This window comes from Ruegeria sp. BHSB196, from assembly GCF_059613135.1.
On the sequence record NZ_JBXWRY010000003.1, the window covers coordinates 165,066 to 185,238 of the forward strand.

18 protein-coding genes are annotated in these 20,173 nt (G+C 68.9%); 17 read left to right on the forward strand and 1 reads right to left on the reverse strand.

All coding sequences use genetic code 11. The features are described 5' to 3' along the window. Positions 1-15 precede the first annotated feature (15 nt). The 4 genes from AC2FNJ_RS03740 to murD all read left to right on the forward strand — a co-directional run bounded on the left by AC2FNJ_RS03740 (position 16) and on the right by murD (position 5,546). Positions 16-1,497 (forward strand): UDP-N-acetylmuramoyl-L-alanyl-D-glutamate--2,6-diaminopimelate ligase, encoded by a 1,482-nt coding sequence (locus tag AC2FNJ_RS03740; RefSeq protein ID WP_496762537.1) that lies wholly within the window; start codon positions 16-18, stop codon positions 1,495-1,497. After that, entirely contained in the window at positions 1,494-2,888 is a 1,395-nt protein-coding gene (locus AC2FNJ_RS03745; protein WP_496762538.1) for a UDP-N-acetylmuramoyl-tripeptide--D-alanyl-D-alanine ligase, read from the forward strand. The genes AC2FNJ_RS03740 and AC2FNJ_RS03745 overlap by 4 nt, the downstream gene beginning before the upstream one ends. A gap of 23 nt (positions 2,889-2,911) precedes the next feature. Further along, positions 2,912-3,994 (forward strand): phospho-N-acetylmuramoyl-pentapeptide-transferase, encoded by a 1,083-nt coding sequence (gene mraY, locus AC2FNJ_RS03750; protein WP_496762540.1) that lies wholly within the window; start codon positions 2,912-2,914, stop codon positions 3,992-3,994. Positions 3,995-4,145: 151 nt separating this feature from the next. After that, a complete protein-coding gene (gene murD, locus AC2FNJ_RS03755; protein ID WP_496762541.1) occupies positions 4,146-5,546 on the forward strand; it encodes a UDP-N-acetylmuramoyl-L-alanine--D-glutamate ligase in 1,401 nt (466 codons plus the stop codon). 72 nt (positions 5,547-5,618) lie between these two features. Here the strand turns inward: murD and AC2FNJ_RS03760 are convergent, their stop codons facing one another. Beyond that, positions 5,619-6,803 carry a BaiN/RdsA family NAD(P)/FAD-dependent oxidoreductase gene (locus AC2FNJ_RS03760; protein WP_496762542.1) on the reverse strand — a complete coding sequence of 395 codons (1,185 nt, stop codon included), beginning with the start codon at positions 6,801-6,803 and terminating at the stop codon, positions 5,619-5,621. 131 nt (positions 6,804-6,934) lie between these two features. On the opposite strand from AC2FNJ_RS03760, the gene ftsW reads away from it, so the two are divergent. From ftsW to lpxC, 13 genes are all read left to right on the forward strand, one after another. After that, positions 6,935-8,098 (forward strand): putative lipid II flippase FtsW, encoded by a 1,164-nt coding sequence (gene ftsW, locus AC2FNJ_RS03765; protein ID WP_496762544.1) that lies wholly within the window; start codon positions 6,935-6,937, stop codon positions 8,096-8,098. Then, positions 8,098-9,195, forward strand: coding sequence for a UDP-N-acetylglucosamine--N-acetylmuramyl-(pentapeptide) pyrophosphoryl-undecaprenol N-acetylglucosamine transferase (locus AC2FNJ_RS03770; protein WP_496762545.1), 1,098 nt, complete (start codon positions 8,098-8,100; stop codon positions 9,193-9,195). The genes ftsW and AC2FNJ_RS03770 overlap by 1 nt, the downstream gene beginning before the upstream one ends. Next, positions 9,192-10,631, forward strand: a complete 1,440-nt coding sequence (gene murC / locus AC2FNJ_RS03775; RefSeq protein WP_496762546.1) for a UDP-N-acetylmuramate--L-alanine ligase — start codon at positions 9,192-9,194, stop codon at positions 10,629-10,631. The genes AC2FNJ_RS03770 and murC overlap by 4 nt, the downstream gene beginning before the upstream one ends. A 119-nt stretch (positions 10,632-10,750) precedes the next feature. After that, positions 10,751-11,938, forward strand: coding sequence for an APC family permease (locus tag AC2FNJ_RS03780; protein ID WP_496762548.1), 1,188 nt, complete (start codon positions 10,751-10,753; stop codon positions 11,936-11,938). Next, entirely contained in the window at positions 11,935-12,186 is a 252-nt protein-coding gene (locus AC2FNJ_RS03785; protein WP_496762549.1) for a DUF2484 family protein, read from the forward strand. The genes AC2FNJ_RS03780 and AC2FNJ_RS03785 overlap by 4 nt, the downstream gene beginning before the upstream one ends. Continuing rightward, entirely contained in the window at positions 12,183-12,449 is a 267-nt protein-coding gene (locus AC2FNJ_RS03790; protein WP_496762550.1) for a DUF2484 family protein, read from the forward strand. Before AC2FNJ_RS03785 ends, AC2FNJ_RS03790 begins: the two co-directional genes overlap by 4 nt. A gap of 24 nt (positions 12,450-12,473) precedes the next feature. Further along, positions 12,474-12,767, forward strand: a complete 294-nt coding sequence (locus AC2FNJ_RS03795) for a hypothetical protein (protein ID WP_496762551.1) — start codon at positions 12,474-12,476, stop codon at positions 12,765-12,767. Beyond that, positions 12,764-13,690, forward strand: coding sequence for a UDP-N-acetylmuramate dehydrogenase (gene murB, locus AC2FNJ_RS03800; RefSeq protein ID WP_496762552.1), 927 nt, complete (start codon positions 12,764-12,766; stop codon positions 13,688-13,690). Before AC2FNJ_RS03795 ends, murB begins: the two co-directional genes overlap by 4 nt. Before the next feature lie 107 nt (positions 13,691-13,797). Further along, on the forward strand, positions 13,798-14,718 hold the full coding sequence (locus AC2FNJ_RS03805) for a D-alanine--D-alanine ligase (RefSeq protein WP_496762553.1): 921 nt from the start codon (positions 13,798-13,800) through the stop codon (positions 14,716-14,718). Next, positions 14,706-15,707, forward strand: coding sequence for a cell division protein FtsQ/DivIB (locus tag AC2FNJ_RS03810; protein ID WP_496762555.1), 1,002 nt, complete (start codon positions 14,706-14,708; stop codon positions 15,705-15,707). The genes AC2FNJ_RS03805 and AC2FNJ_RS03810 overlap by 13 nt, the downstream gene beginning before the upstream one ends. A gap of 7 nt (positions 15,708-15,714) precedes the next feature. After that, positions 15,715-17,049 carry a cell division protein FtsA gene (ftsA, locus tag AC2FNJ_RS03815; protein WP_496762613.1) on the forward strand — a complete coding sequence of 445 codons (1,335 nt, stop codon included), beginning with the start codon at positions 15,715-15,717 and terminating at the stop codon, positions 17,047-17,049. Positions 17,050-17,403: 354 nt separating this feature from the next. Then, the gene (ftsZ, locus tag AC2FNJ_RS03820; RefSeq protein ID WP_496762556.1) at positions 17,404-19,002 is read left to right on the forward strand and encodes a cell division protein FtsZ; all 1,599 of its coding nucleotides are present in this window, start codon (positions 17,404-17,406) and stop codon (positions 19,000-19,002) included. Between the two features lie 213 nt (positions 19,003-19,215). Continuing rightward, positions 19,216-20,136, forward strand: coding sequence for a UDP-3-O-acyl-N-acetylglucosamine deacetylase (lpxC, locus tag AC2FNJ_RS03825; RefSeq protein WP_496762557.1), 921 nt, complete (start codon positions 19,216-19,218; stop codon positions 20,134-20,136). The last annotated feature ends 37 nt before the right edge of the window (positions 20,137-20,173 follow it).

Here is a 20,173-nt window from a genome sequence, read left to right on the forward strand (position 1 = left end):
CAAGGTGGGCGGGGCATGGGCGCAAGGTCGAAAAAACTCAGTGCACTGGCCCTGACCGCGCGCGGCGGCCGCGATCCCGTCATCACCGGGCTGGCCGTGGACAGCCGCGATGTCAAGGACGGCTATCTCTTCGCGGCCCTGCCCGGAACCCGCGTGCACGGGGGCGAGTTCATCCAGTTCGCCCTGCGCATGGGCGCCGCCGCGATCCTGACCGACGCCAAAGGGGCCGAGATCGCCGCGCGCGAACTGGCGGCGTCCCAGGCCGCGCTGGTGGTGGCCGAAGACCCGCGTCAGGCGCTCGCCTTCACCGCCGCGCTGTGGTTCGGCGCGCAGCCCGACACCATCGTGGCCGTCACCGGCACCAATGGCAAAACCTCGGTGACAAGCTTCGTGCGCCAGATCTGGACCGCGCTGGGCCACAATGCCGTCAATCTGGGCACCACCGGCGTCGAGGGCTTCTGGACCGCACCGCTGGCCCATACCACGCCCGAACCCATCACCCTGCACCGCTGCCTGGCCGAGGCCGCGGCCAACGGCGTGACTCACGCGGCGATGGAGGCGTCCTCGCACGGGCTGGAGCAGCGCCGGCTGGACGGGGTGCATCTGAAAGCGGCCGGGTTCACCAATTTCAGCCAGGATCATCTGGACTACCACGACACGTTCGAGGCGTATTTCGCCGCCAAGGCGGGTCTGTTCCGACGCGTGCTGCCGCCGGACGGAACGGCGGTGATCAATCTCGACGACCCCAAGGGCGCCGAGATGCGGGCGGTGGCCGCGGCGCGCGGTCAGGCGATCCTTACCATCGGCCGGGCAGGCGGCGATCTGAGCCTGCTGAACCAACGCTTCGACGCGACCGGGCAGGATCTCAGATTCTCCTGGCAGGGCCGGCCGCATCAGGCCCGGCTCGACCTGATCGGCGGATTCCAGGCCGAGAACGTGCTGCTCGCCTGCGGCCTTGCCATCGCCTGCGGCGACGATGCGGACCGCGTGTTCGCGACGCTGCCGCACCTGACCACGGTCCGGGGCCGGATGCAGCTTGCGGCGACCCGCGCCAACGGCGCGGCGGTCTTCGTCGATTATGCCCATACGCCCGACGCGGTGGCGACCGCGCTTCGGGCGCTGCGCCCGCATGTGATGGGCCGGCTGATCGCCATCGTCGGCGCGGGCGGCGACCGCGATGCCGGAAAACGCCCGTTGATGGGGCGGGCGGCGGCCGAGAATGCCGACATCGTCTTTGTCACCGACGACAACCCGCGCAGCGAGGATCCGGCCGCGATCCGGGCCGCGGTGATGCAGGGCGCGCCCGAGGCGACCGAGGTCGGGGACCGGGCCGAGGCCATCCTGCGCGGCGTCGATGCGCTGCAGCCCGGCGACGCGCTGCTGATCGCCGGCAAGGGGCACGAAACCGGGCAGATCGTGGGCGACCAGGTACTGCCCTTCGACGATGCCGAACAGGCCAGCATCGCCGTGGCCGCGCTGGACGGGAGGGTGGCATGACGCTCTGGACCGCAGCCGAGGCCGCCGCCGCCACCGGTGGCCGCGCCACCGGCGACTGGGCGGTGGCCGGCGTCTCCATCGACACCCGTACCATCGAACCGGGCGATCTGTTCGTGGCGCTGAAGGCGGCGCGGGACGGGCACGATTTCGTGGCGCAGGCACTGGGCAAGGGCGCCGGCGCGGCGCTGGTGTCGCGGGTTCCCGACGACGTGGCGCCGGATGCGCCGCTGCTGATCGTCGATGATGTCCAGACCGCGCTCGAAGCCTTGGGTCGCGCGGGGCGGGCGCGGTCCGGGGCCAGGGTGGTCGCCGTGACCGGCAGCGTCGGCAAGACCTCGACCAAGGAAATGCTGGCCACCATCCTGGCGGAGCAGGGCCGCACCCATGCCAGCGTCGCCAGCTACAACAACCACTGGGGCGTGCCGCTGACGCTGGCGCGGATGCCGCGCGACACCGAATTCGCGGTGATCGAGATCGGCATGAACCACCCCGGCGAGATCGCGCCGCTGGCCCGCCAGGCCCGGCCGCACGTGGCGCTTGTGACCACCGTGGCCGCCGTGCATCTGGAAGCCTTCGAGTCCGTGGCCGGGATCGCGCATGAAAAGGCGGCGATCTTCGAGGGGCTGGAACCGGGCGGCGCGGCCATCGTGAATGCCGATATCGAACATGCCGGCATCCTGCGCGACTGCGCGGCGCAAAACGGCGCGAGGATCGTGGAGTTCGGCCGCACCGGGCGCGACTACCGATTGGCGGGCGTTTCGGGGGATGGCGACGTGACCCGCGCGCGGGCGCAGGTGGGGGATGTGGACCTGCGCTTCGAGATCCGCTCGCCCGGCGCGCATTTCGCGATGAACGGGCTGGGCGCGCTGGCCGCCTGCGCCGAGATGGGCGTCGATCTGCACCGGGCGGCCCGAAGCCTCGGCAACTGGACGCCCTACACGGGACGCGGCGTGCGCGAGCGGATCGCGCTGGCCGATGGCGGCCGCATCGAGCTCCTGGACGACAGCTACAACGCCAACCCGACCTCGATGGCGGCGGCGCTCGACGTGCTGGCCGCCGCCGCCGCCACCCGCCGCATCGCCTTTCTGGGCGACATGAAGGAACTGGGCCCCGAGGCCGAGGCCATGCATGCCGGAATGGCCGCGCTGGCGGCGATGGAGAAGATCGATCAGGTCCACTGCATCGGCCCGCTCATGCGCGCCCTGCACGATGCGCTGCCGGCCCGCCAGCGCGGGCTTTGGACCCAAACCAGCGACGAGATGGCCGCGCAGCTGCCGCGGCTGGTGCGGGGCGGCGATGCCGTTCTGGCCAAGGGATCGCTCAGCATGGCGCTGGCGCGCATTGTTGACGGCGTGCGAAAAATGGGGCAAGGCCCCGCGCCTGAACAATGAGTGCGCGCGTAAGGAAGGTTTAGATGCTTTACTGGTTGACCGCCCTGTCGGACGGAGGCGATTTCTGGAACCTCTTCCGCTACATCACCTTCCGCGCCGGCGGTGCGTTCCTGACCGCGCTCGTGTTCTGCTTTCTGTTCGGAAAACCGCTGATCAACGTGCTGCGCCGCAGGCAGGGCAAGGGCCAGCCGATCCGCGACGACGGCCCCGAGGCGCATTTCTCCAAGGCGGGCACCCCCACGATGGGCGGGCTGCTGATCGTCGGCGCGCTGGTGACGTCCACCCTGCTCTGGGCGCGGCTGACCAATCCCTTCGTGTGGCTGGTGCTGTTCGTGACGGTGTCCTACGCCATCATCGGCTTTGCCGACGACTACGCCAAGGTGTCCAAGCAGAACACCAAGGGCGTGCCCGGCAAGCTGCGGCTGGCGCTGGGCGTCATCATCGCGATCGTCGCGGCGCTGTGGGCCACCTACAACCACCCGGGCGCGCTGCAGAACCAGCTTGCGCTGCCGGTCTTCAAGGACACGCTGATCAATCTCGGCATCCTCTACGTCCCCTTCGCGATCTGCGTGATCGTGGGGGCGGCCAATGCGGTGAACCTGACCGACGGGCTGGATGGGCTGGCGATCATGCCCGCGATGATCGCGGCCTCGACGCTGGGAGTGATCGCCTATGCGGTGGGCCGGGTGGACTTCACCGAATACCTGGACGTGCACTACGTCCCCGGCACCGGCGAGATCCTGATCTTCACCGCCGCGCTGTTCGGGGCGGGCCTGGGCTTTCTGTGGTACAACGCCCCGCCCGCGGCGGTGTTCATGGGGGACACCGGCAGCCTGGCGCTGGGCGGCGCGCTGGGCGCCATCGCGGTGGCGACCAAGCACGAACTGGTGCTGGCGGTGGTCGGCGGCCTGTTCGTGGTCGAGGCGCTGAGCGTGATCATCCAGGTGCTCTATTACAAACGCACCGGCAAGCGCGTGTTCCTGATGGCGCCGATCCATCACCACTACGAGAAGAAGGGCTGGGCGGAACCCACCATCGTGATCCGGTTCTGGATCATCTCGCTGATCCTGGCGATGATCGGGCTGGCGACGCTCAAGGTCAGGTAAGGCTCCCGCCGGGTTCGGCGGGCGCGGCCCGCCTGCCACCCGTTGGGCCCGGCTCACGCCGGGGGCGTGAGCCTGCGCCCGCTCTTGCCAAGCGGAATCGCATCGGTGCAGTGTGTGCGCGGATTGCGGGCGGCGGAAAGGAAGGGGCGAGATGATCCCGGTCAAAGGGTTTTCGGGCCAGAAGGTCGCGGTTCTGGGGCTTGGCCGGTCGGGCCTGGCGGCGGCGCGGGCACTGCGCGCGGGCGGGGCCGCGCCGATCTGCTGGGACGACAATCCGGCCGCGCGCGAAGCGGCCGAGGCCGAAGGCTTCGCCTGCGCGGATCTGCGGCGGCAGGGGGCCTTCGACGGGATCGCCGCGCTGATCGTGTCGCCCGGCATTCCGCATCTCTATCCCGAACCCAACCCGGTCGTCGCGGCGGCACTCGCGGCCGGCGTGCCGGTGGACAACGACATCGGGCTGTTCTTCCGCTCCTTCGCCGGACCCGAATGGGACGGGTTCGACGTGGCCCCGCGGGTGGTGGCAGTGACCGGCTCGAACGGCAAATCCACCACCGCCGCCCTGATCCACCACATCCTGACCGAGGCCGGGCGCCCGGCGCAGCTGGCCGGCAATATCGGGCGCGGGGTGCTGGACATCGACCCGGGCGCCAACGGCGCGGTCGTGGTGCTGGAGCTGTCGAGCTATCAGACCGAGCTGGCCCGCGCGCTGACCCCCGACGTGGCGGTGTTCACCAATCTGACCCCCGATCACCTGGACCGGCATGGCGGTATCGGCGGCTATTTCGCCGCCAAGCGCCGGCTCTTCGCCGAGGGCGGCCCGGACCGCGCGGTGATCGGCGTGGACGAGACCGAAGGCGCGTTTCTGGCCGGGCAACTGGCCGAGGGGCCGACCGACGACCGGGTGATCCGCGTCTCGGTCGCGCGCAAGCTGACCGCGCCGGGCTGGCAGGTCTTTGCGCGCAAGGGGTTCTTGTCGGAATACCGCAAGGGGCGGCAGGCCGCCGCGATCGACCTGCGCGACATCCGCGGCCTGCCGGGGGTGCACAATCACCAGAACGCCTGCGCCGCCTATGCCGCCTGCCGGGCCCTCGGCCTGGCCCCCAGGGAGATCGAGGCGGCGCTGCACAGCTATCCGGGTCTGCCGCATCGCAGCCAGATCGTCGCCGAGGCCGGCGGCGTGACCTATGTCAACGATTCCAAGGCCACCAACGTGGACAGCGCGGTCAAGGCGCTGGGCGCCTTCAAGCGGATCCGCTGGATCTGCGGCGGGCTGGAGAAGGAGGGCGGGCTGGCGGCGCTGAACGGCGCGACCGGCGAGGTGCGCAAGGCGTACGTGATCGGGCGCGAGGCGGCCGGATTCGCCATGCAGCTCGACGTGGAGGCCGAGATCTGCACCACCATGGCCGCGGCGGTCGAACGGGCGATGGCCGAGGCCGAAGAGGGCGACACGGTGCTGCTCGCCCCGGCGGCGGCGAGTTTCGACCAGTACGACAATTTCGAGCAGCGCGGCTCGGATTTCGTGGCCGAGGTGCAAAGGCGGCTGGCCGGGTAGGGGGCGCTGCCCCCGATCCGCCACGTGCCGCGGCGGATCTCCCCCGGAGTATTTCGGGCAAGATGAAGCGGGTCAGGCGCGGCGCCGGGCGATCGCGGTCCCGGCGGCATGGCCCGAGGACCAGGCCCACTGGAAGTTGTAGCCGCCCAGCCAGCCGGTGACGTCCACCGCCTCGCCGATGGCATAGAGGCCGGGGACGGAGCGGGACTCCATCGTTTTCGAGGACAGCGCGCCGGTGTCGATGCCGCCCAGCGTCACTTCGGCGGTGCGGTAGCCCTCGGTGCCCGAAGGCGTCAGGCGCCAATCGGCGAGCGCGGCGCAGAGTTCGGCGAGCCGGGCGTCGGACTGGTCCGCCAGGGGGCCGACGAGCTTCAGTTCGTCGCGCAGGAACTCCACCAGACGCGCGGGCAGGTGGCGCGCCAGCGCGGTGGTCAGCGCCTTGCGGCCCGCCGCCTGCCGCTCGGCGCGCAGCAGGTCGAAAAGCGGCCGGTCCGGGATCAGGTTGACCGAGACCGCCTCGCCCTCGCGCCAGAAGGACGACAGCTGCAGCACCGCCGGGCCGCTGAGCCCGCGATGGGTGAACAGAAGCGCCTCGTCGAAACTGGCGCGCGGGTTCGACAGCCGGGCGGGCACCGAGACGCCGGACAGCGCCCCGAACCGGCCATCGGAAAAGGTGAAGGGAACCAGCGCGGCGCGGGTTTCGGTCACGCGCAGCCCGAAGTGCCGCGCGATGTCATGGGACAGCCCGGTCGCGCCCATCTTGGGGATCGACTTGCCGCCGGTCGCGAGCACCAGGTTGGCGCAGGTGACGGTCCGGCGCGCACCGTCGCGGTCCAGATCCAGCGCAAAGCCGGCCTCGGTCCTGCGCAGGTCGCGCAGGGCGGTCGAGAGCCACAGCTCGGCCCCCGCCCGCTCCATCTCGGCCACGAGCATGGCGATGATCTGCTTCGAGGAGCCGTCGCAGAAGAGCTGCCCGAGGGTCTTTTCGTGCCAGGCGATGCCGTGGCGGTCCACCAGGTCGATGAAATCCCACTGGGTGTAGCGGGCCAGCGCCGATTTGCAGAAATGCGGGTTCCGCGACAGGAAGTTCTCCGGGCCCGCATGCAGGTTGGTGAAGTTGCAGCGCCCGCCGCCCGAAATGCGGATCTTTTCCCCCGGCGCGCGGGCGTGGTCCACGATCAGAACCCGCCCGCCGCACGCGGTGGCGCACATCATGCCGGCGGCGCCGGCGCCCAGGATGACGGTGTCGTATCGCATGGTGCGGCCTTGGCGCGGATTGATGCCAAAGACAAGAGGAAGAGGGTGGTCTGAACGCGCATTTGCCTGTAGAATCGCGCCCAGATCCCGAAAACGGGACGTTGACGAGGCAGCAGAGTGGCGGTGATCTCATGACTGAGATGGTGTATGGCGCGGCCCCGGACCGGGGCGGCGAGCCGATCCTTCCCAAATGGTGGCGGACGATCGACAAGTGGACGATGTCCTGCGTCCTGATCCTGTTCGTGATCGGGCTGCTGCTGGGGCTGGCCTCGTCGCCGCCGCTGGCGAACCGCAACGGGTTCGAACCGTTCCACTATGTCGAACGGCAGGCGCTGTTCGGCGGGCTGGCGCTGATCGCGATGCTGCTGACCTCGATGATGTCGCCGACGCTGGTGCGGCGGCTGGCGGTTCTCGGCTTCGTCGCTTCCTTCGTGGCGCTGGCGCTGCTGCCCATCTTCGGCACCGATTTCGGCAAGGGCGCGGTGCGCTGGTACTCGCTGGGCTTCGCCTCGCTGCAGCCGTCCGAATTCCTCAAACCCGCCTTCGTCGTGGTCGCCGCGTGGCTGTTTGCCGCCGCGCATGAGATCAACGGGCCGCCGGGGCGGCTGTGGTCGTTCCTGCTGTGCATGGCGATCGCGCTCATGCTGGTGATGCAGCCCGATTTCGGCCAGGCCTGCCTGGTGCTGTTCGGCTGGGGCGTGATCTATTTCGTGGCCGGGGCACCGATGCTGCTGATGGTGGGCATGGCCGGCGCGGTGGTGCTGGGCGGCATGCTGGCCTATTCCAACTCCGAGCATTTCGCGCGCCGCATCGACGGGTTCCTGAACCCGGACGTCGATCCGACCACCCAGCTCGGCTATGCCACCAACGCCATACGCGAAGGCGGCCTGTTCGGCGTCGGCGTGGGCGAGGGTCAGGTGAAATGGTCGCTGCCCGATGCCCATACCGATTTCATCATCGCCGTCGCGGCCGAGGAATACGGCCTGATCCTGGTGCTCATCATCATCGCGCTCTACAGCCTGATCGTGGTGCGCTCGCTTCTGCGGCTGATGCGCGAGCGCGACATGTTCATCCGCCTGGCCGGCACCGGCCTGGCCTGCATGTTCGGCGTGCAGGCGATGATCAACATGGGCGTGGCGGTGCGGCTCCTGCCGGCCAAGGGCATGACCCTGCCTTTCGTGAGCTATGGCGGCTCGTCGCTGATCGCGGGCGGGATCGCCATCGGGATGCTGCTGGCCTTCACCCGCTCGCGGCCGCAGGGCGAGTTGGGCGACATCCTGCGCGGGCGGGGCTGATGGCGCGGCCCTATCTCATGATCGCGGCGGGCGGCACCGGGGGGCACATGTTCCCGGCGCAGGCGCTGGCCGAGACCATGCTGAAAAAGGGCTGGCGGGTGCGGCTTTCGACCGATGCGCGCGGCGCGCGCTATACCGGCGGGTTCCCCCATTCGACCGAGATCGCGCAGGTCTCGTCCGCCACCTTCGCCCGCGGCGGGATGGCCGCCAAGGCGCTGGCCGGCCCGCGGATCGCCGGTGGCGTGACCGGCATGACCTGGCAGATGCTGCGCGACAAACCCGACGTGGTGGTGGGCTTCGGCGGCTATCCGTCGATTCCGGCGCTCGGCGCGGCGACGCTGCTGAACGTGCCCCGGATGATCCACGAACAGAACGGCGTGCTGGGGCAGGTCAACCGGCTGTTTGCCACCCGCGTCGCGCATGTGGCCTGCGGCGTCTGGCCGACCGACCTGCCCGAGGGCGCGCATGGCGTCCACACCGGCAACCCGGTGCGCGCGGCGGTGCTGGACCGCGCCGCCGCACCCTATATCCCGCCCGGCGACTATCCGATGTCGATCCTCGTCATGGGTGGCTCGCAGGGCGCGCGCATTCTCAGCGACGCGGTGCCCGGCGCCATCGCCGCGCTGCCCGCGGAGCTGCGCCGCCACCTGCGGGTGTCGCATCAGGCCCGGGACGAGGACCGCGCCCGCGTCGCGGCCTTCTATGCCGAAAACGGGATCCTCGCGGATGTCGAGGCCTTCTTTCACGACGTGCCGCGCCGCATGTCCGAGGCGCAGCTGGTCATCTCGCGCTCGGGCGCCTCCAGCGTCGCCGACATCTCGGTGATCGGCCGCCCGTCGATCCTGATCCCCTATGCCGCCGCCGCCGGAGACCACCAGACCGCCAATGCGCGCGGGCTGGTGCAGGCGGGCGCGGCCATCATGATTCCCGAAAGCGCCCTTGACGTTCCCGCGCTGACCGCGCAAATCACCACGGTTCTGGGCAATCCCGAAGCCGCCCAGAAAATGGCACGCGCCGCCCTGTCCGCCGGGGCGCCCGACGCAACCGAGCGTCTGGTCGCCCTGGTCGAAGCCCTGGCGCAGAAGGAGACCGCATGACACCCGCCACCAAACTGCCGCAGGATGTAGGCCCCATTCACTTCGTCGGGATCGGCGGGATCGGCATGTCGGGCATTGCCGAAGTGCTCTTGAACCTCGGCTACCGGGTGCAGGGCTCGGATCTGAAAGCCTCCAAGATCACCGAGCGGCTGGCCGGGCTGGGCGCCGAAATCTTCATCGGGCAGAAAGAGGAAAACCTCGACGGCGCCAAGGTCGTCGTCGTGTCCACCGCCATCAAGCCCGGCAATCCGGAGCTTGACGGCGCGCGGGCGCAGGGCCTGCCGGTGGTGCGCCGCGCCGACATGCTGGCGGAACTGATGCGGCTGAAATCCAACGTCGCCATCGCCGGCACCCACGGCAAGACCACCACCACCACCATGATGGCCGAGCTGATGGTGGCCGGCGATTTCGATCCGACCGTCATCAACGGCGGCATCATCCACGCCTACGGCTCGAACGCGCGCATGGGGCAGGGCGAATGGATGGTGGTCGAGGCCGACGAGTCGGACGGTTCGTTCAACCGCCTGCCCGCCACCATCGCCATCGTCACCAACATCGACCCCGAGCACATGGAGCATTGGGGCGATTTCGACACCCTGCGCGCCGGCTTTCACGAATTCGTCTCGAACATCCCGTTCTACGGGCTGGCCGTGTGCTGCACCGACCATGCCGAAGTGCAGGCACTGGTGGGCCGCATCACCGACCGCCGTGTGCGCACCTATGGGTTCAACGCGCAGGCCGACGTGCGGGCGGTGAACCTGACCTACAAGGACGGGGTGGCGCATTTCGACATCCACCTGCAATACGAGGACACGGTGATCGAAGGCTGCAGCCTGCCCATGCCCGGCGATCACAACGTCTCGAACGCGCTCGGCGCCGCGGCGGTGGCCCGGCATCTGGGCATGAAATCGGCCGAGATCCGCGATGCGCTGGCCCATTTCGGCGGCGTCAACCGCCGTTTCACCAGGGTGGGCGAGGTGGATGGAGTCACCATCATCGACGACTACGGCCATCACCCGGTGGAAATCGCCGCCGTGCTCAAGGCCGCGCGCCAGGCCAGCAAGGGCCGCGTCATCGCCGTGCACCAGCCGCACCGCTACAGCCGGCTGTCCAACTTGTTCGAAGATTTCTGCACCTGCTTCAACGATGCCGACGTGGTCGCCATCGCCGAGGTCTATGCCGCCGGCGAAGACCCGATCCAGGGCGCCAGCCGCGACGATCTGGTGGCCGGCCTGATCCGCCACGGCCACCGCCACGCGCGGGCCATCCTGAACGAGGACGACCTGGAGCGCCTGGTGCGCGAACAGGCCCGTCCCGGCGACATGGTCGTCTGCCTCGGCGCAGGCACGATCAGCGCCTGGGCCAACGGTCTGCCGCAGCGCCTGGCTCCGGCGAAACCGCGCAAGAACGATGCGATCAAAACGCCAAGTGTCTAGCCGCACATGAATTTTTTGCGTCGGCACAACTTGCAGGTTGGCTGATCCGGCCGTTCGGACTATCCTGCCTGCGCCGGACAACGATCCGGCAATGTCGCAGAGACATAAGGGGTACACGTATGGCGCAGACCCTCAAGCGCCGTATCGGGTTGGGTCTGTTGACCGCCTATGGCGTCGGCGTGATGGTCGGCGCCGGCATCTACGTGCTCGTCGGTGCGATCGCCGGCGATGCCGGGATCTATGCCCCGCTTGCCTTCGTCCTGGCCGGTCTCATCGCCGCTCCGACGGCGCTCAGCTACGCCGAATTCTCCACCCGCCTGCCCGAAGCGGCGGGCGAGGCCGCCTATGTGGGAACCGGGCTGAACAGCCAGGCGCTGGCGGTGCTGGTCGGACTGGCGGTGGTGGCCGCCGGTACGGTGTCGGCCGGAGCGGTCCTGCGCGGCGGCGTCGGCTATCTGACCCATGCCGTCAACGTGCCGTCGGACATGGCGGTTCTGGGCCTCGGCCTCGCCCTGACCGCCGTGGCCGCCTTTGGGGTTCTGGAAAGCCTGGCGCTCGCCGCCGTTTTCACCGTGATCGAGCTTGCCGGGCTCGGACTGGTGATCTGGGCGGGGTTCAGCGCCGCGCCTACCGCCGACTGGACCGCCGCCGCCGCCCCGGCCTGGACCGGGATCGGGCTGGGCGCGGTGCTGGCCTTCTTCGCCTTCATCGGCTTCGAGGACATCGTCAACATGGCGGAAGAGGTGGACCGGCCGGAACGGACCATGCCGCGCGCGATCCTGATCTCGCTGGCCATCACCTCGGTGATCTACGCGCTGGTGTGCTGGGCGGCGGTGCGCGCCGTGCCGGCGGCGGACCTGGCCGGCTCGGGCAGCCCGCTGGTGCTGGTCTGGCAGAGCGGGCGCGGCGGCTCGGGCGAGTTCCTGTCGGCCATCGCGGTCTTCGCCGCGCTCAACGGGGTGCTGGCGCAGATCGTCATGGCCAGCCGGGTGCTGTTCGGCCTCGGCCGCCGATCCCCGGCGCTCGCGGTGTTCCATCGGGCGCATCCGCGGCTCGGCACGCCGGTGCTGGCGACCCTGCTGATCGGCGCGCTGGTGATCGGCGCCGCGCTCTTCGTCACCGTCGCCACCCTGGCCGAGACCACCTCGGCCATCCTCCTTGCCGTTTTTGCTCTGGTCAATCTGGCGCTGATCGTCCAGAAGCGGCGCGAACCCGCCGCCCGATTCCGGGTGCCCCTTGCGGTGCCGGTGCTGGGCCTCGTCCTGGCGCTGATCGCACTGGCCGTCGCCATAGGAGGGATCGTGTGAGCCTGTCCATCGCCCTTGCCATCGCCTGGGTCTTCGTCGCGACGCTCGTGGCGTTTCTGCCGATGCGCCGCCAGTACATTCCGGGCAGCATCCTGCTGGTGGCGGCGCCGGCCGTGATCGGCCTGCTGTGGCATCAGCACGGCTGGCTGCCGGCGCTTCTGGCGGTCGCGGCCTTCGTGTCGATGTTCCGACACCCGCTGATCTATTTCTGGCGCAGATGGCGCGGCCTGCGGGAGGAGGCGGAATGACCACGTCGCTGATCCTCGCCTGCCTCTGGGCCATCGTCGCCAACGTGCTGGCATTGACCCCCAGCCGCGACAACCACTGGAGCCGCGCCTATGCCCTGATCATCGTGGGCATTCCGCTGCTGGGCTACGTCACCTACGAAAACGGGCCGTGGATCGGCCTGATCGTGCTGGCCGCGGGCATCTCCGTGCTGCGCTGGCCGGTGATCTACCTGACCCGTTGGACAAAGGCGAAAATGCAGGGCATGAAGGCGGCCAAGAAATAAACCCACGCCTTCGGAGCCTTCGCCATGGTCACAACCGCCACACTCACCTATCTGCCCCTGATCGCCCTTGCCCTCGGCGCCGTGGCCGGTTTCGTGTCGGGCCGATGGCTGGGCACACGGGTCTTGCTGTGGCTGATCGGGCTGACCTCGGCTGCGGCGCTGGTCCTGATCGTGATGCTGGCCTCGGTCGGCACCGGGGAAGAGGAACGCGCCTTCGCCCCCTTCATCTGGCTGACCGGCGGCGTGCTGCCCTTCCTTCTCACGGTGATCATGGGCGGGCTGGGCGGGCGCAGCCTCGCCGCGCGGTCCGGCGCATGACCGCGATGCCCCCGGTCCGCGGCCGACTGACCCGGGGCCGCGACCTGTCCGACCTGACCTGGCTGCGCGTCGGCGGCCCGGCGGACTGGCTGTTTCAGCCCGCCGATCTGGACGACTTGCGACAGTTCCTGCGCGACCTGCCCGCCGATGTACCGGTGTTCCCGATGGGCGTCGGCTCGAACCTGATCGTGCGCGACGGCGGGCTGCGCGCGGTGGTGATCCGCCTCGGGCGGGGGTTCAACGCGATCACGGTTTCGGGCAACGCCGTCACCGCGGGCGCGGCCGCGCTGGACGCCCATGTGGCGCGCAGGGCGGCGGATGCGGGCATTGACCTGACCTTTCTGCGCACCATCCCCGGTTCGATCGGCGGCGCGGTGCGGATGAACGCCGGCTGCTATGGCAGCTACGTGGCGGATGTGCTCGTCTCGGCCACGGTCGTCACCCGCAACGGCGAACTCGCGGACCTCGGCGCCGCCGATCTGAACTTCCGCTACCGCCAGTCCGACCTGCCCGAAGGTGCGGTGCTGGTTTCGGCAACGCTCGAAGGCCCCCCGGGTGATCCCGAGGATCTGCACGCCCGCATGGAGGCGCAGCTCAGGAAACGCGACGAAACCCAGCCCACCCGGGACCGCAGCGCCGGATCGACCTTCCGCAATCCGGCCGGGTTCTCCTCGACCGGGCGGGCCGACGACACCCACGAGCTGAAGGCGTGGAAGGTGATCGACGACGCCGGCATGCGCGGCGCCCGCAGGGGCGGCGCGCAGATGAGCGAAAAGCACCCGAATTTCCTGATCAACACCGGTGGCGCCAGCGCCGCGGACCTCGAAGGACTGGGCGAAGAGGTGCGAAAAAAGGTTTACGAAACAAGCGGCATCACGCTAGAGTGGGAAATCATGCGGGTCGGCGATCCGCTGGTGAAATAACAGCCCAAACCGTTGACCAAAACAGGCAATTCCAGGCAGCGGAACAAAGGCATAAGACAACGATACGGGCCGCTGGATAAGGTCCGGGGACATTGAGGCGCACAACGGTGGGTAGGTCGAGCAGGACAACCCCCAAAGTGGCGGTATTGATGGGCGGACCCTCGCGCGAACGCGAGGTCTCGCTCAGCAGCGGGCGCGAATGCGCAGCCGCCCTCAGGGGTGAAGGCTATGAGGTGATCGAGCTGGATGCCGGCCCCGATCTCTGTGCGCGTTTGCACGACATCAAGCCGGACGTGGCGTTCAACGCCCTGCACGGGCGCTGGGGCGAGGATGGCTGCGTGCAGGGGATGCTGGAATGGATCGGCCTTCCCTACACCCATTCCGGGGTTCTGTCCTCGGCCCTGGCGATGGACAAGCAACGCACCAAGGCGGCCTATCTGGCCGAGGGTCTGCCGGTGGCCGAAAGCGTGATCGCGCCCAAGGCCGACACGATGGCCGCCCATGTCCTGCCGCCGCCCTACGTGGTCAAGCCCAACAACGAAGGCTCCAGCGTCGGCATCTACATCGTGCACGAAGGCGCCAACGCGCCGCCGCGCCTGTCCGACGACATGCCCGCCGAGGTCATGGTCGAGGAATACGTGGCCGGGCGCGAACTGACCACCACGGTCATGGGCGACCGGGCGCTGACCGTCACCGAAATCCTGACCGAGGGCTGGTACGACTACGACGCCAAGTACAAGCCCGGCGGGTCGCAGCATGTCCTGCCGGCCGAGATCCCGGCCGCGATCTTCGGCCTGTGCATGGACTACGCCCTGCGCGCCCATCGGGTTCTGGGCTGCCGCGGCGTCAGCCGCACCGACTTCCGCTGGGACGAGTCGCGCGGCGCCGACGGGCTCATCCTGCTCGAAACCAACACCCAGCCCGGCATGACGCCCACCTCGCTGGTGCCCGAACAGGCGGAACTGCTGGGCATGAGCTTTGGCCGGCTGTGCGACTGGATGGTAAAGGACGCCTCATGCGACAGGTAGGATCACACCGCGAACTTGTCGCCTACCGGGACAAGCCGCTGGCCGGCGACGACGCCGATTTCGCCAGCGCCGGGACATCGGAGGCGCGTCCGCGCCTGCGGCTGCGCGGCCGGGGCAGGCTGAACCGGGCCGCGCGCAAGTCCGACCCGGCCCCGTCGCGCCTCAGCTACCGGTTCCAGCGCTGGATGCTCACGCCGGGCATCCGCCTGAGCCTGCGGATCGGCATACCGTTCTGCGCGGTCTTCGTGGCCGGCAGCGCCTTTTTCGCCGATGAAGCCCGCCGCGACGCGGTGCACGCCTATGTGTCGAACATCCGCACCTCGATCCAGGAGCGCCCGGAATTCATGGTCAAGCTGATGGCCATCGACGGGGCCGGGCCGACCCTGGCCGAGGACATTCGCGAGGTGGTGCCGCTCGACTTTCCGATCAGCTCCTTCGATCTGGACGCCGACCAGATCCGCGACACCATCGCCGGCCTGAACCCGGTCAAGTCGGTCAGCGTCCGCATCCGCCCCGGCGGCATCCTCCAGGTGGACGTGATCGAACGCCAGCCGGCCGTGGTCTGGCGCACCCGCGACGGGCTGGAACTGCTGGACGAGACCGGCGCGCATGTGGCCGAGATCGCGGCCCGCGCCGACCGCGCCGACCTGCCGCTGATCGCCGGAACCGGCGCCGACGCCCACGTGGCCGAGGCGCTGACGCTGCTGCGGGTGGCGCAGGGCCTGGGCGAGCGGGTTCGGGGCCTGGTGCGCATCGGCGAGCGGCGCTGGGATCTGGTGCTCGACCGCAACCAGCGCATCATGCTGCCGCCCGAGCGTCCGGTGCAGGCGCTGGAACACGTGCTGGCCGTGACCGAGGTGCAGGATCTGCTGGAACGCGACGTCGCGGTGGTGGACATGCGCCTGCGCGCGCGGCCGACCATCCGGATGAACCGGAACGCCAGCGAAGACTGGTGGCGAACAAGAGCAACTGTGGAAAACGGGCAATAGAACGATGATGACGGATCTGTACCAGTCACAACGGGCCATGCGGCAGATGCGCCGCCAGGCGATGCAGCGCGGCGTGGTCGCCATTCTGGATGTCGGCAGTTCCAAGATCGCCTGCCTCGTCCTGCGGTTCGACGGCACCGGGCGGCTCAGCGAGGACAATTCCATCGGGTCGATGGCCGGCCAGACCGGGTTCCGCGTCATCGGCGCCGCGACCACACGTTCGCGCGGGGTGCAGTTCGGTGAAGTCACCGCCATGCAGGAGACCGAGCGCGCGATCCGCACCGCGCTGCAGGCGGCCCAGAAGATGGCCGAGATCCGCGTCGATCACGTCATCGCCTGCTTTTCCGGGGCCAACCCGCGCTCCTACGGTCTCGATGCCAGCGTCGAGCTGGAGGCGCAGATCGTCACCGAGGCCGAGATCGGGCGGGTGCTCAACGCCTGCGACGTGCCGGACTACGGCACCGGGCGCGAGGTGCTGCACGCCCAGCCGGTCAATTTCGCGCTCGACAACCGCTCGGGCCTGATCGACCCGCGCGGGCAGCTGGGCCAGACCCTGGCGGTGGACATGCACATGCTGACCGTCGATGCGGCCGCCATCCACAACCTGGTGCAATGCATCAAGCGGTGCGACCTGGAACTCGCCGGCATCGCCAATTCGGCCTATGTGTCGGGCATCTCGGCGCTGGTCGAGGACGAACAGGAACTGGGCGCCGCCTGCATCGACATGGGCGGCGGCACCACCTCGGTCTCGATCTTCCTCAAGAAACACATGATCTATGCCGATTGCGTCCGCATGGGCGGCGACCATGTGACCTCGGACATTTCCATGGGGCTGGGCATCCCCGCCGCGGTGGCCGAGCGGATCAAGACCGTCAATGGCGGCGTCCATGCCACCGGCGCGGACGACCGCGACCTGATCGACATCGGCGGCGACACCGGCGACTGGGAACACGACCGCCGCACCGTCAGCCGCGCCGAGCTGATCGGCATCATGCGCCCCAGGGTCGAGGAAATCCTCGAAGAGGTGCGCGTGCGGCTCGATGCGGCGGGCTTCGACCACCTGCCGTCCCAGCAGATCGTGCTGACCGGCGGCGCCAGCCAGGTGATGGGGCTGGACGGCCTGGCCAGCCGCATTCTCGGGCAGCGCGTGCGCCTGGGACGCCCTCTGCGGGTCCACGGCCTGCCGCAATCGGCGACCGGCCCGGCCTTTTCCTCGGCCGTCGGCCTGAGCCTGTTCGCCGCCCATCCGCAGGACGAGTGGTGGGATTTCGAACTGCCGGCGGACACCTTCCACGCCCGCCCCTTCAAACGCGCGGTCAGGTGGTTCAAGGACAACTGGTGACACCGGTGCGGCACCGATTTGCCCGGTGACAGTCCGAACCGGGCATGCTACAACTCGGATCAGCACCCGGATCAAGAGGTGCGCAAGAGGGTCGGGCAGGCCCACGACATGAAAGACATCCTGATTCCCCGCAGCCTGGCGGCGCGGGCCTTTCTGCTGTTGTGCGCACGGGTCGATCAACCGCAACATTTGCGCCAATTGGCGAAATGCCGCGTGTCTGGACGGAAAACCTTCCATATTTTGTGGCGTTTTTGCGTTTTTGACGTGACGTTTGGCGTTTGCAACGGTAGGATTGGCTGTGGATAGGTAAGAAAAACCCCGCATTGGCGGGCATATAAGACAGGCGGACAGAGCATGACATTGAATCTTTCCATGCCCGGGCAGGACGAACTCAAGCCTCGGATCACGGTATTTGGCGTCGGCGGTGCAGGGGGCAACGCCGTCAACAACATGATTGAAAAACAGCTCGACGGCGTGGATTTCGTTGTCGCCAACACGGATGCGCAGGCCCTGCAGCAAAGCCACGCGCAGGCGCGGGTGCAACTGGGCGTGAAAGTCACCGAGGGTCTGGGCGCAGGCGCCCGCGCCTCGGTCGGCGCCGCGGCCGCCGAGGAAAGCATCGAACAGATCGTCGATCATCTGGCCGGCGCGCATATGTGCTTCATCACCGCCGGCATGGGCGGCGGCACCGGTACCGGCGCCGCGCCGATCATCGCGCAGGCCGCGCGCGAGCTGGGCGTGCTGACCGTCGGCGTCGTGACCAAGCCGTTCCAGTTCGAAGGCGCCAAGCGGATGCGCCAGGCCGAGGACGGCGTCGAGGCGCTGCAAAGGGTCGTCGATACGCTGATCATCATCCCCAACCAGAACCTGTTCCGCCTGGCCAACGAAAAGACCACGTTCACCGAGGCGTTCTCGATGGCCGACGACGTGCTCTATCAGGGCGTCAAGGGCGTGACCGACCTGATGGTGCGTCCGGGCCTGATCAACCTCGACTTCGCCGACGTCCGCGCGGTGATGGACGAGATGGGCAAGGCGATGATGGGCACCGGCGAGGCCGACGGCGAAGACCGCGCCATCCAGGCCGCCGAAAAGGCCATCGCCAACCCGCTGCTGGACGAAATCAGCCTCAAGGGCGCCAAGGGCGTGCTGATCAACATCACCGGCAGCCACGACCTGACCCTGTTCGAGCTGGACGAGGCCGCCAACCGCATCCGCGAGGAAGTGGACCCCGACGCCAACATCATCGTCGGCTCGACCCTCGATCCTGACATGCAGGGCCTGATGCGGGTTTCTGTGGTCGCCACCGGAATCGACGCCTCCGAGGTGCAGGCCGAGATCCCGGTCGCGCGCCGCTCGATGTCGGCGCCGCTGACCCGGACCGTCTCGGCCGAGGAAAAGGAGGCCGACCCCGCCCCGGTGGCGGCCGAAACCCGGCCCGCCGCCGAAGCCGAGGCCGAGCGCGAACCCTCCCTGTTCAACGAGATCGATGCGCAGGAGCCGCCCGCCGCCAGCCACGAGCCGGAAGCAGCCGAGGACGACGGCCTGCCGCCGCCGGCCTACCAGCCGCAGGTTGCCGCCTTCGAGCCGCAGCCGGATGCGGTGGACCCGACGCCCGAGACCTTCGTCGCCCCGCGCGCGCCCGCGCCGGGAACCGCCTCGCCCGAGGCGATGCGGAAGCTTCAGGCCGCGGTTCAGAAGGTGCCCCAGTCGCAGGCGCGGCCCGCCGCGCCCCAGCCCAGGCCGCAGCCGCAGCCGGCCCAGGAAAAGGCGCGTTTCGGCTTCAATCGGCTCATCGACCGGATGACCGGCCATGCCGCCGACACCCCGGCACAGCCGCCGCGCCAGCAGCCCAGCCTGCGCCAGCGTGACGCTACGGCACCCGCGCCGGACGAGTCGGACCCCGAGCAGGACCGCATCGAGATTCCCGCCTTCCTGCGGCGCCAGGCCAACTGAAGCCGGTAACAAATCAAGCAATTCGGGCCGCCTCTGCGCGGCCCGTTTTCGTTGCGATTCAGCGCATTGGAGGGTTGTCGGCAGGGTTCTGCCGATGTGTTACATACTTGTTTCAATCGGTTACAAAGAGTGAATTGTGACTCCTGCGGCTCTTCCTTAACTCAGGGATCAACACGGCCCCCCGAGGCCGGACACGGCGCGCAGAGGCTCGTTTTGCAACACACGCTCAAATCCCCGGTCATGTTCAAAGGCGTCGGCCTGCACGGCGGACAGCCTGCCAGAATGGTCCTGCACCCGGCCGCGTCCGGGCACGGCATCTGGTTCAAGCGGACCGACATCGAGCTGGGCAACGCGCTGATCCCCGCGATCTACGACGTGGTCGAACGCACGCCGCTCTGCACCCGCCTGGTCAACGATGCCGGCGTCTCGGTCTCGACCGTCGAACATATCATGGCGGCCCTGGCCGGCTGCGGCGTGCACAACGCGCTGATCGAGATCGACGGTCCCGAGGTTCCGATCATGGACGGTTCGGCGCTGTCCTTCGTGCGCGGGATCATGGCGCGCGGCGTGCGCCGGCAGAGCAGCCCGGTCCTGGCCTATCAGGTGCTGCAACCCGTCACCGTCGAACGCGACGACGCCCGCGCCTCGCTGCTGCCCCATGACGGGCTGGTGATCGAGTTCCACATCGATTTCGAAGACGCCGCGATCGGCCGCCAGAGCAAGGTGCTCGACATGCGCAACGGGACGTTCGCCCGCGAACTGAGCGATTGCCGCACCTTCTGCCGCCGCTCGGATGTCGAGGACATGCGCGCCGCCGGGCTGGCCCTGGGCGGATCGCTGGACAACGCGGTCGTGGTTCAGGGCGACGAGGTGCTGACCCCGGGCGGCCTGCGCCACGCCGACGAGGCCGTACGCCACAAGATGCTGGATGCGCTGGGCGATCTGGCCCTTGCGGGCGGCCCGATTCTGGGCCGGTACATCGGCGAGAAATCCGGCCACACCATGACCAACACCCTGCTGCGCAAACTGTTCGAGACGCCGGGCGCCGTGCGCCCCGTCCTGTGCACCCCGGAACAGGCGTCGCGCCTGCCGGGACAGGGCCTCGTGTGGGGCGAAATCCCCGCCGTTGCCTGACCGCCAGACCCGGCCGGCACAAATGCCCGGCGGCGTT

What these genes read in the sequence shown, in the direction of transcription:
- AC2FNJ_RS03740 (WP_496762537.1), top strand. Translation starts at nt 16, where the DNA reads ATGGGCGCAAGGTCGAAAAAACTCAGTGCACTGGCCCTGACCGCGCGC.
- AC2FNJ_RS03760 (WP_496762542.1), bottom strand. Translation starts at nt 6,803, where the DNA reads ATGCGATACGACACCGTCATCCTGGGCGCCGGCGCCGCCGGCATGATG.
- ftsZ (WP_496762556.1), top strand. Translation starts at nt 17,404, where the DNA reads ATGACATTGAATCTTTCCATGCCCGGGCAGGACGAACTCAAGCCTCGG.
- AC2FNJ_RS03770 (WP_496762545.1), top strand. Translation starts at nt 8,098, where the DNA reads ATGGCGCGGCCCTATCTCATGATCGCGGCGGGCGGCACCGGGGGGCAC.
- murC (WP_496762546.1), top strand. Translation starts at nt 9,192, where the DNA reads ATGACACCCGCCACCAAACTGCCGCAGGATGTAGGCCCCATTCACTTC.
- ftsA (WP_496762613.1), top strand. Translation starts at nt 15,715, where the DNA reads ATGACGGATCTGTACCAGTCACAACGGGCCATGCGGCAGATGCGCCGC.
- ftsW (WP_496762544.1), top strand. Translation starts at nt 6,935, where the DNA reads ATGACTGAGATGGTGTATGGCGCGGCCCCGGACCGGGGCGGCGAGCCG.
- AC2FNJ_RS03745 (WP_496762538.1), top strand. Translation starts at nt 1,494, where the DNA reads ATGACGCTCTGGACCGCAGCCGAGGCCGCCGCCGCCACCGGTGGCCGC.
- AC2FNJ_RS03795 (WP_496762551.1), top strand. Translation starts at nt 12,474, where the DNA reads ATGGTCACAACCGCCACACTCACCTATCTGCCCCTGATCGCCCTTGCC.
- AC2FNJ_RS03780 (WP_496762548.1), top strand. Translation starts at nt 10,751, where the DNA reads ATGGCGCAGACCCTCAAGCGCCGTATCGGGTTGGGTCTGTTGACCGCC.
- AC2FNJ_RS03810 (WP_496762555.1), top strand. Translation starts at nt 14,706, where the DNA reads ATGCGACAGGTAGGATCACACCGCGAACTTGTCGCCTACCGGGACAAG.
- murD (WP_496762541.1), top strand. Translation starts at nt 4,146, where the DNA reads ATGATCCCGGTCAAAGGGTTTTCGGGCCAGAAGGTCGCGGTTCTGGGG.
- mraY (WP_496762540.1), top strand. Translation starts at nt 2,912, where the DNA reads ATGCTTTACTGGTTGACCGCCCTGTCGGACGGAGGCGATTTCTGGAAC.
- murB (WP_496762552.1), top strand. Translation starts at nt 12,764, where the DNA reads ATGACCGCGATGCCCCCGGTCCGCGGCCGACTGACCCGGGGCCGCGAC.
- AC2FNJ_RS03790 (WP_496762550.1), top strand. Translation starts at nt 12,183, where the DNA reads ATGACCACGTCGCTGATCCTCGCCTGCCTCTGGGCCATCGTCGCCAAC.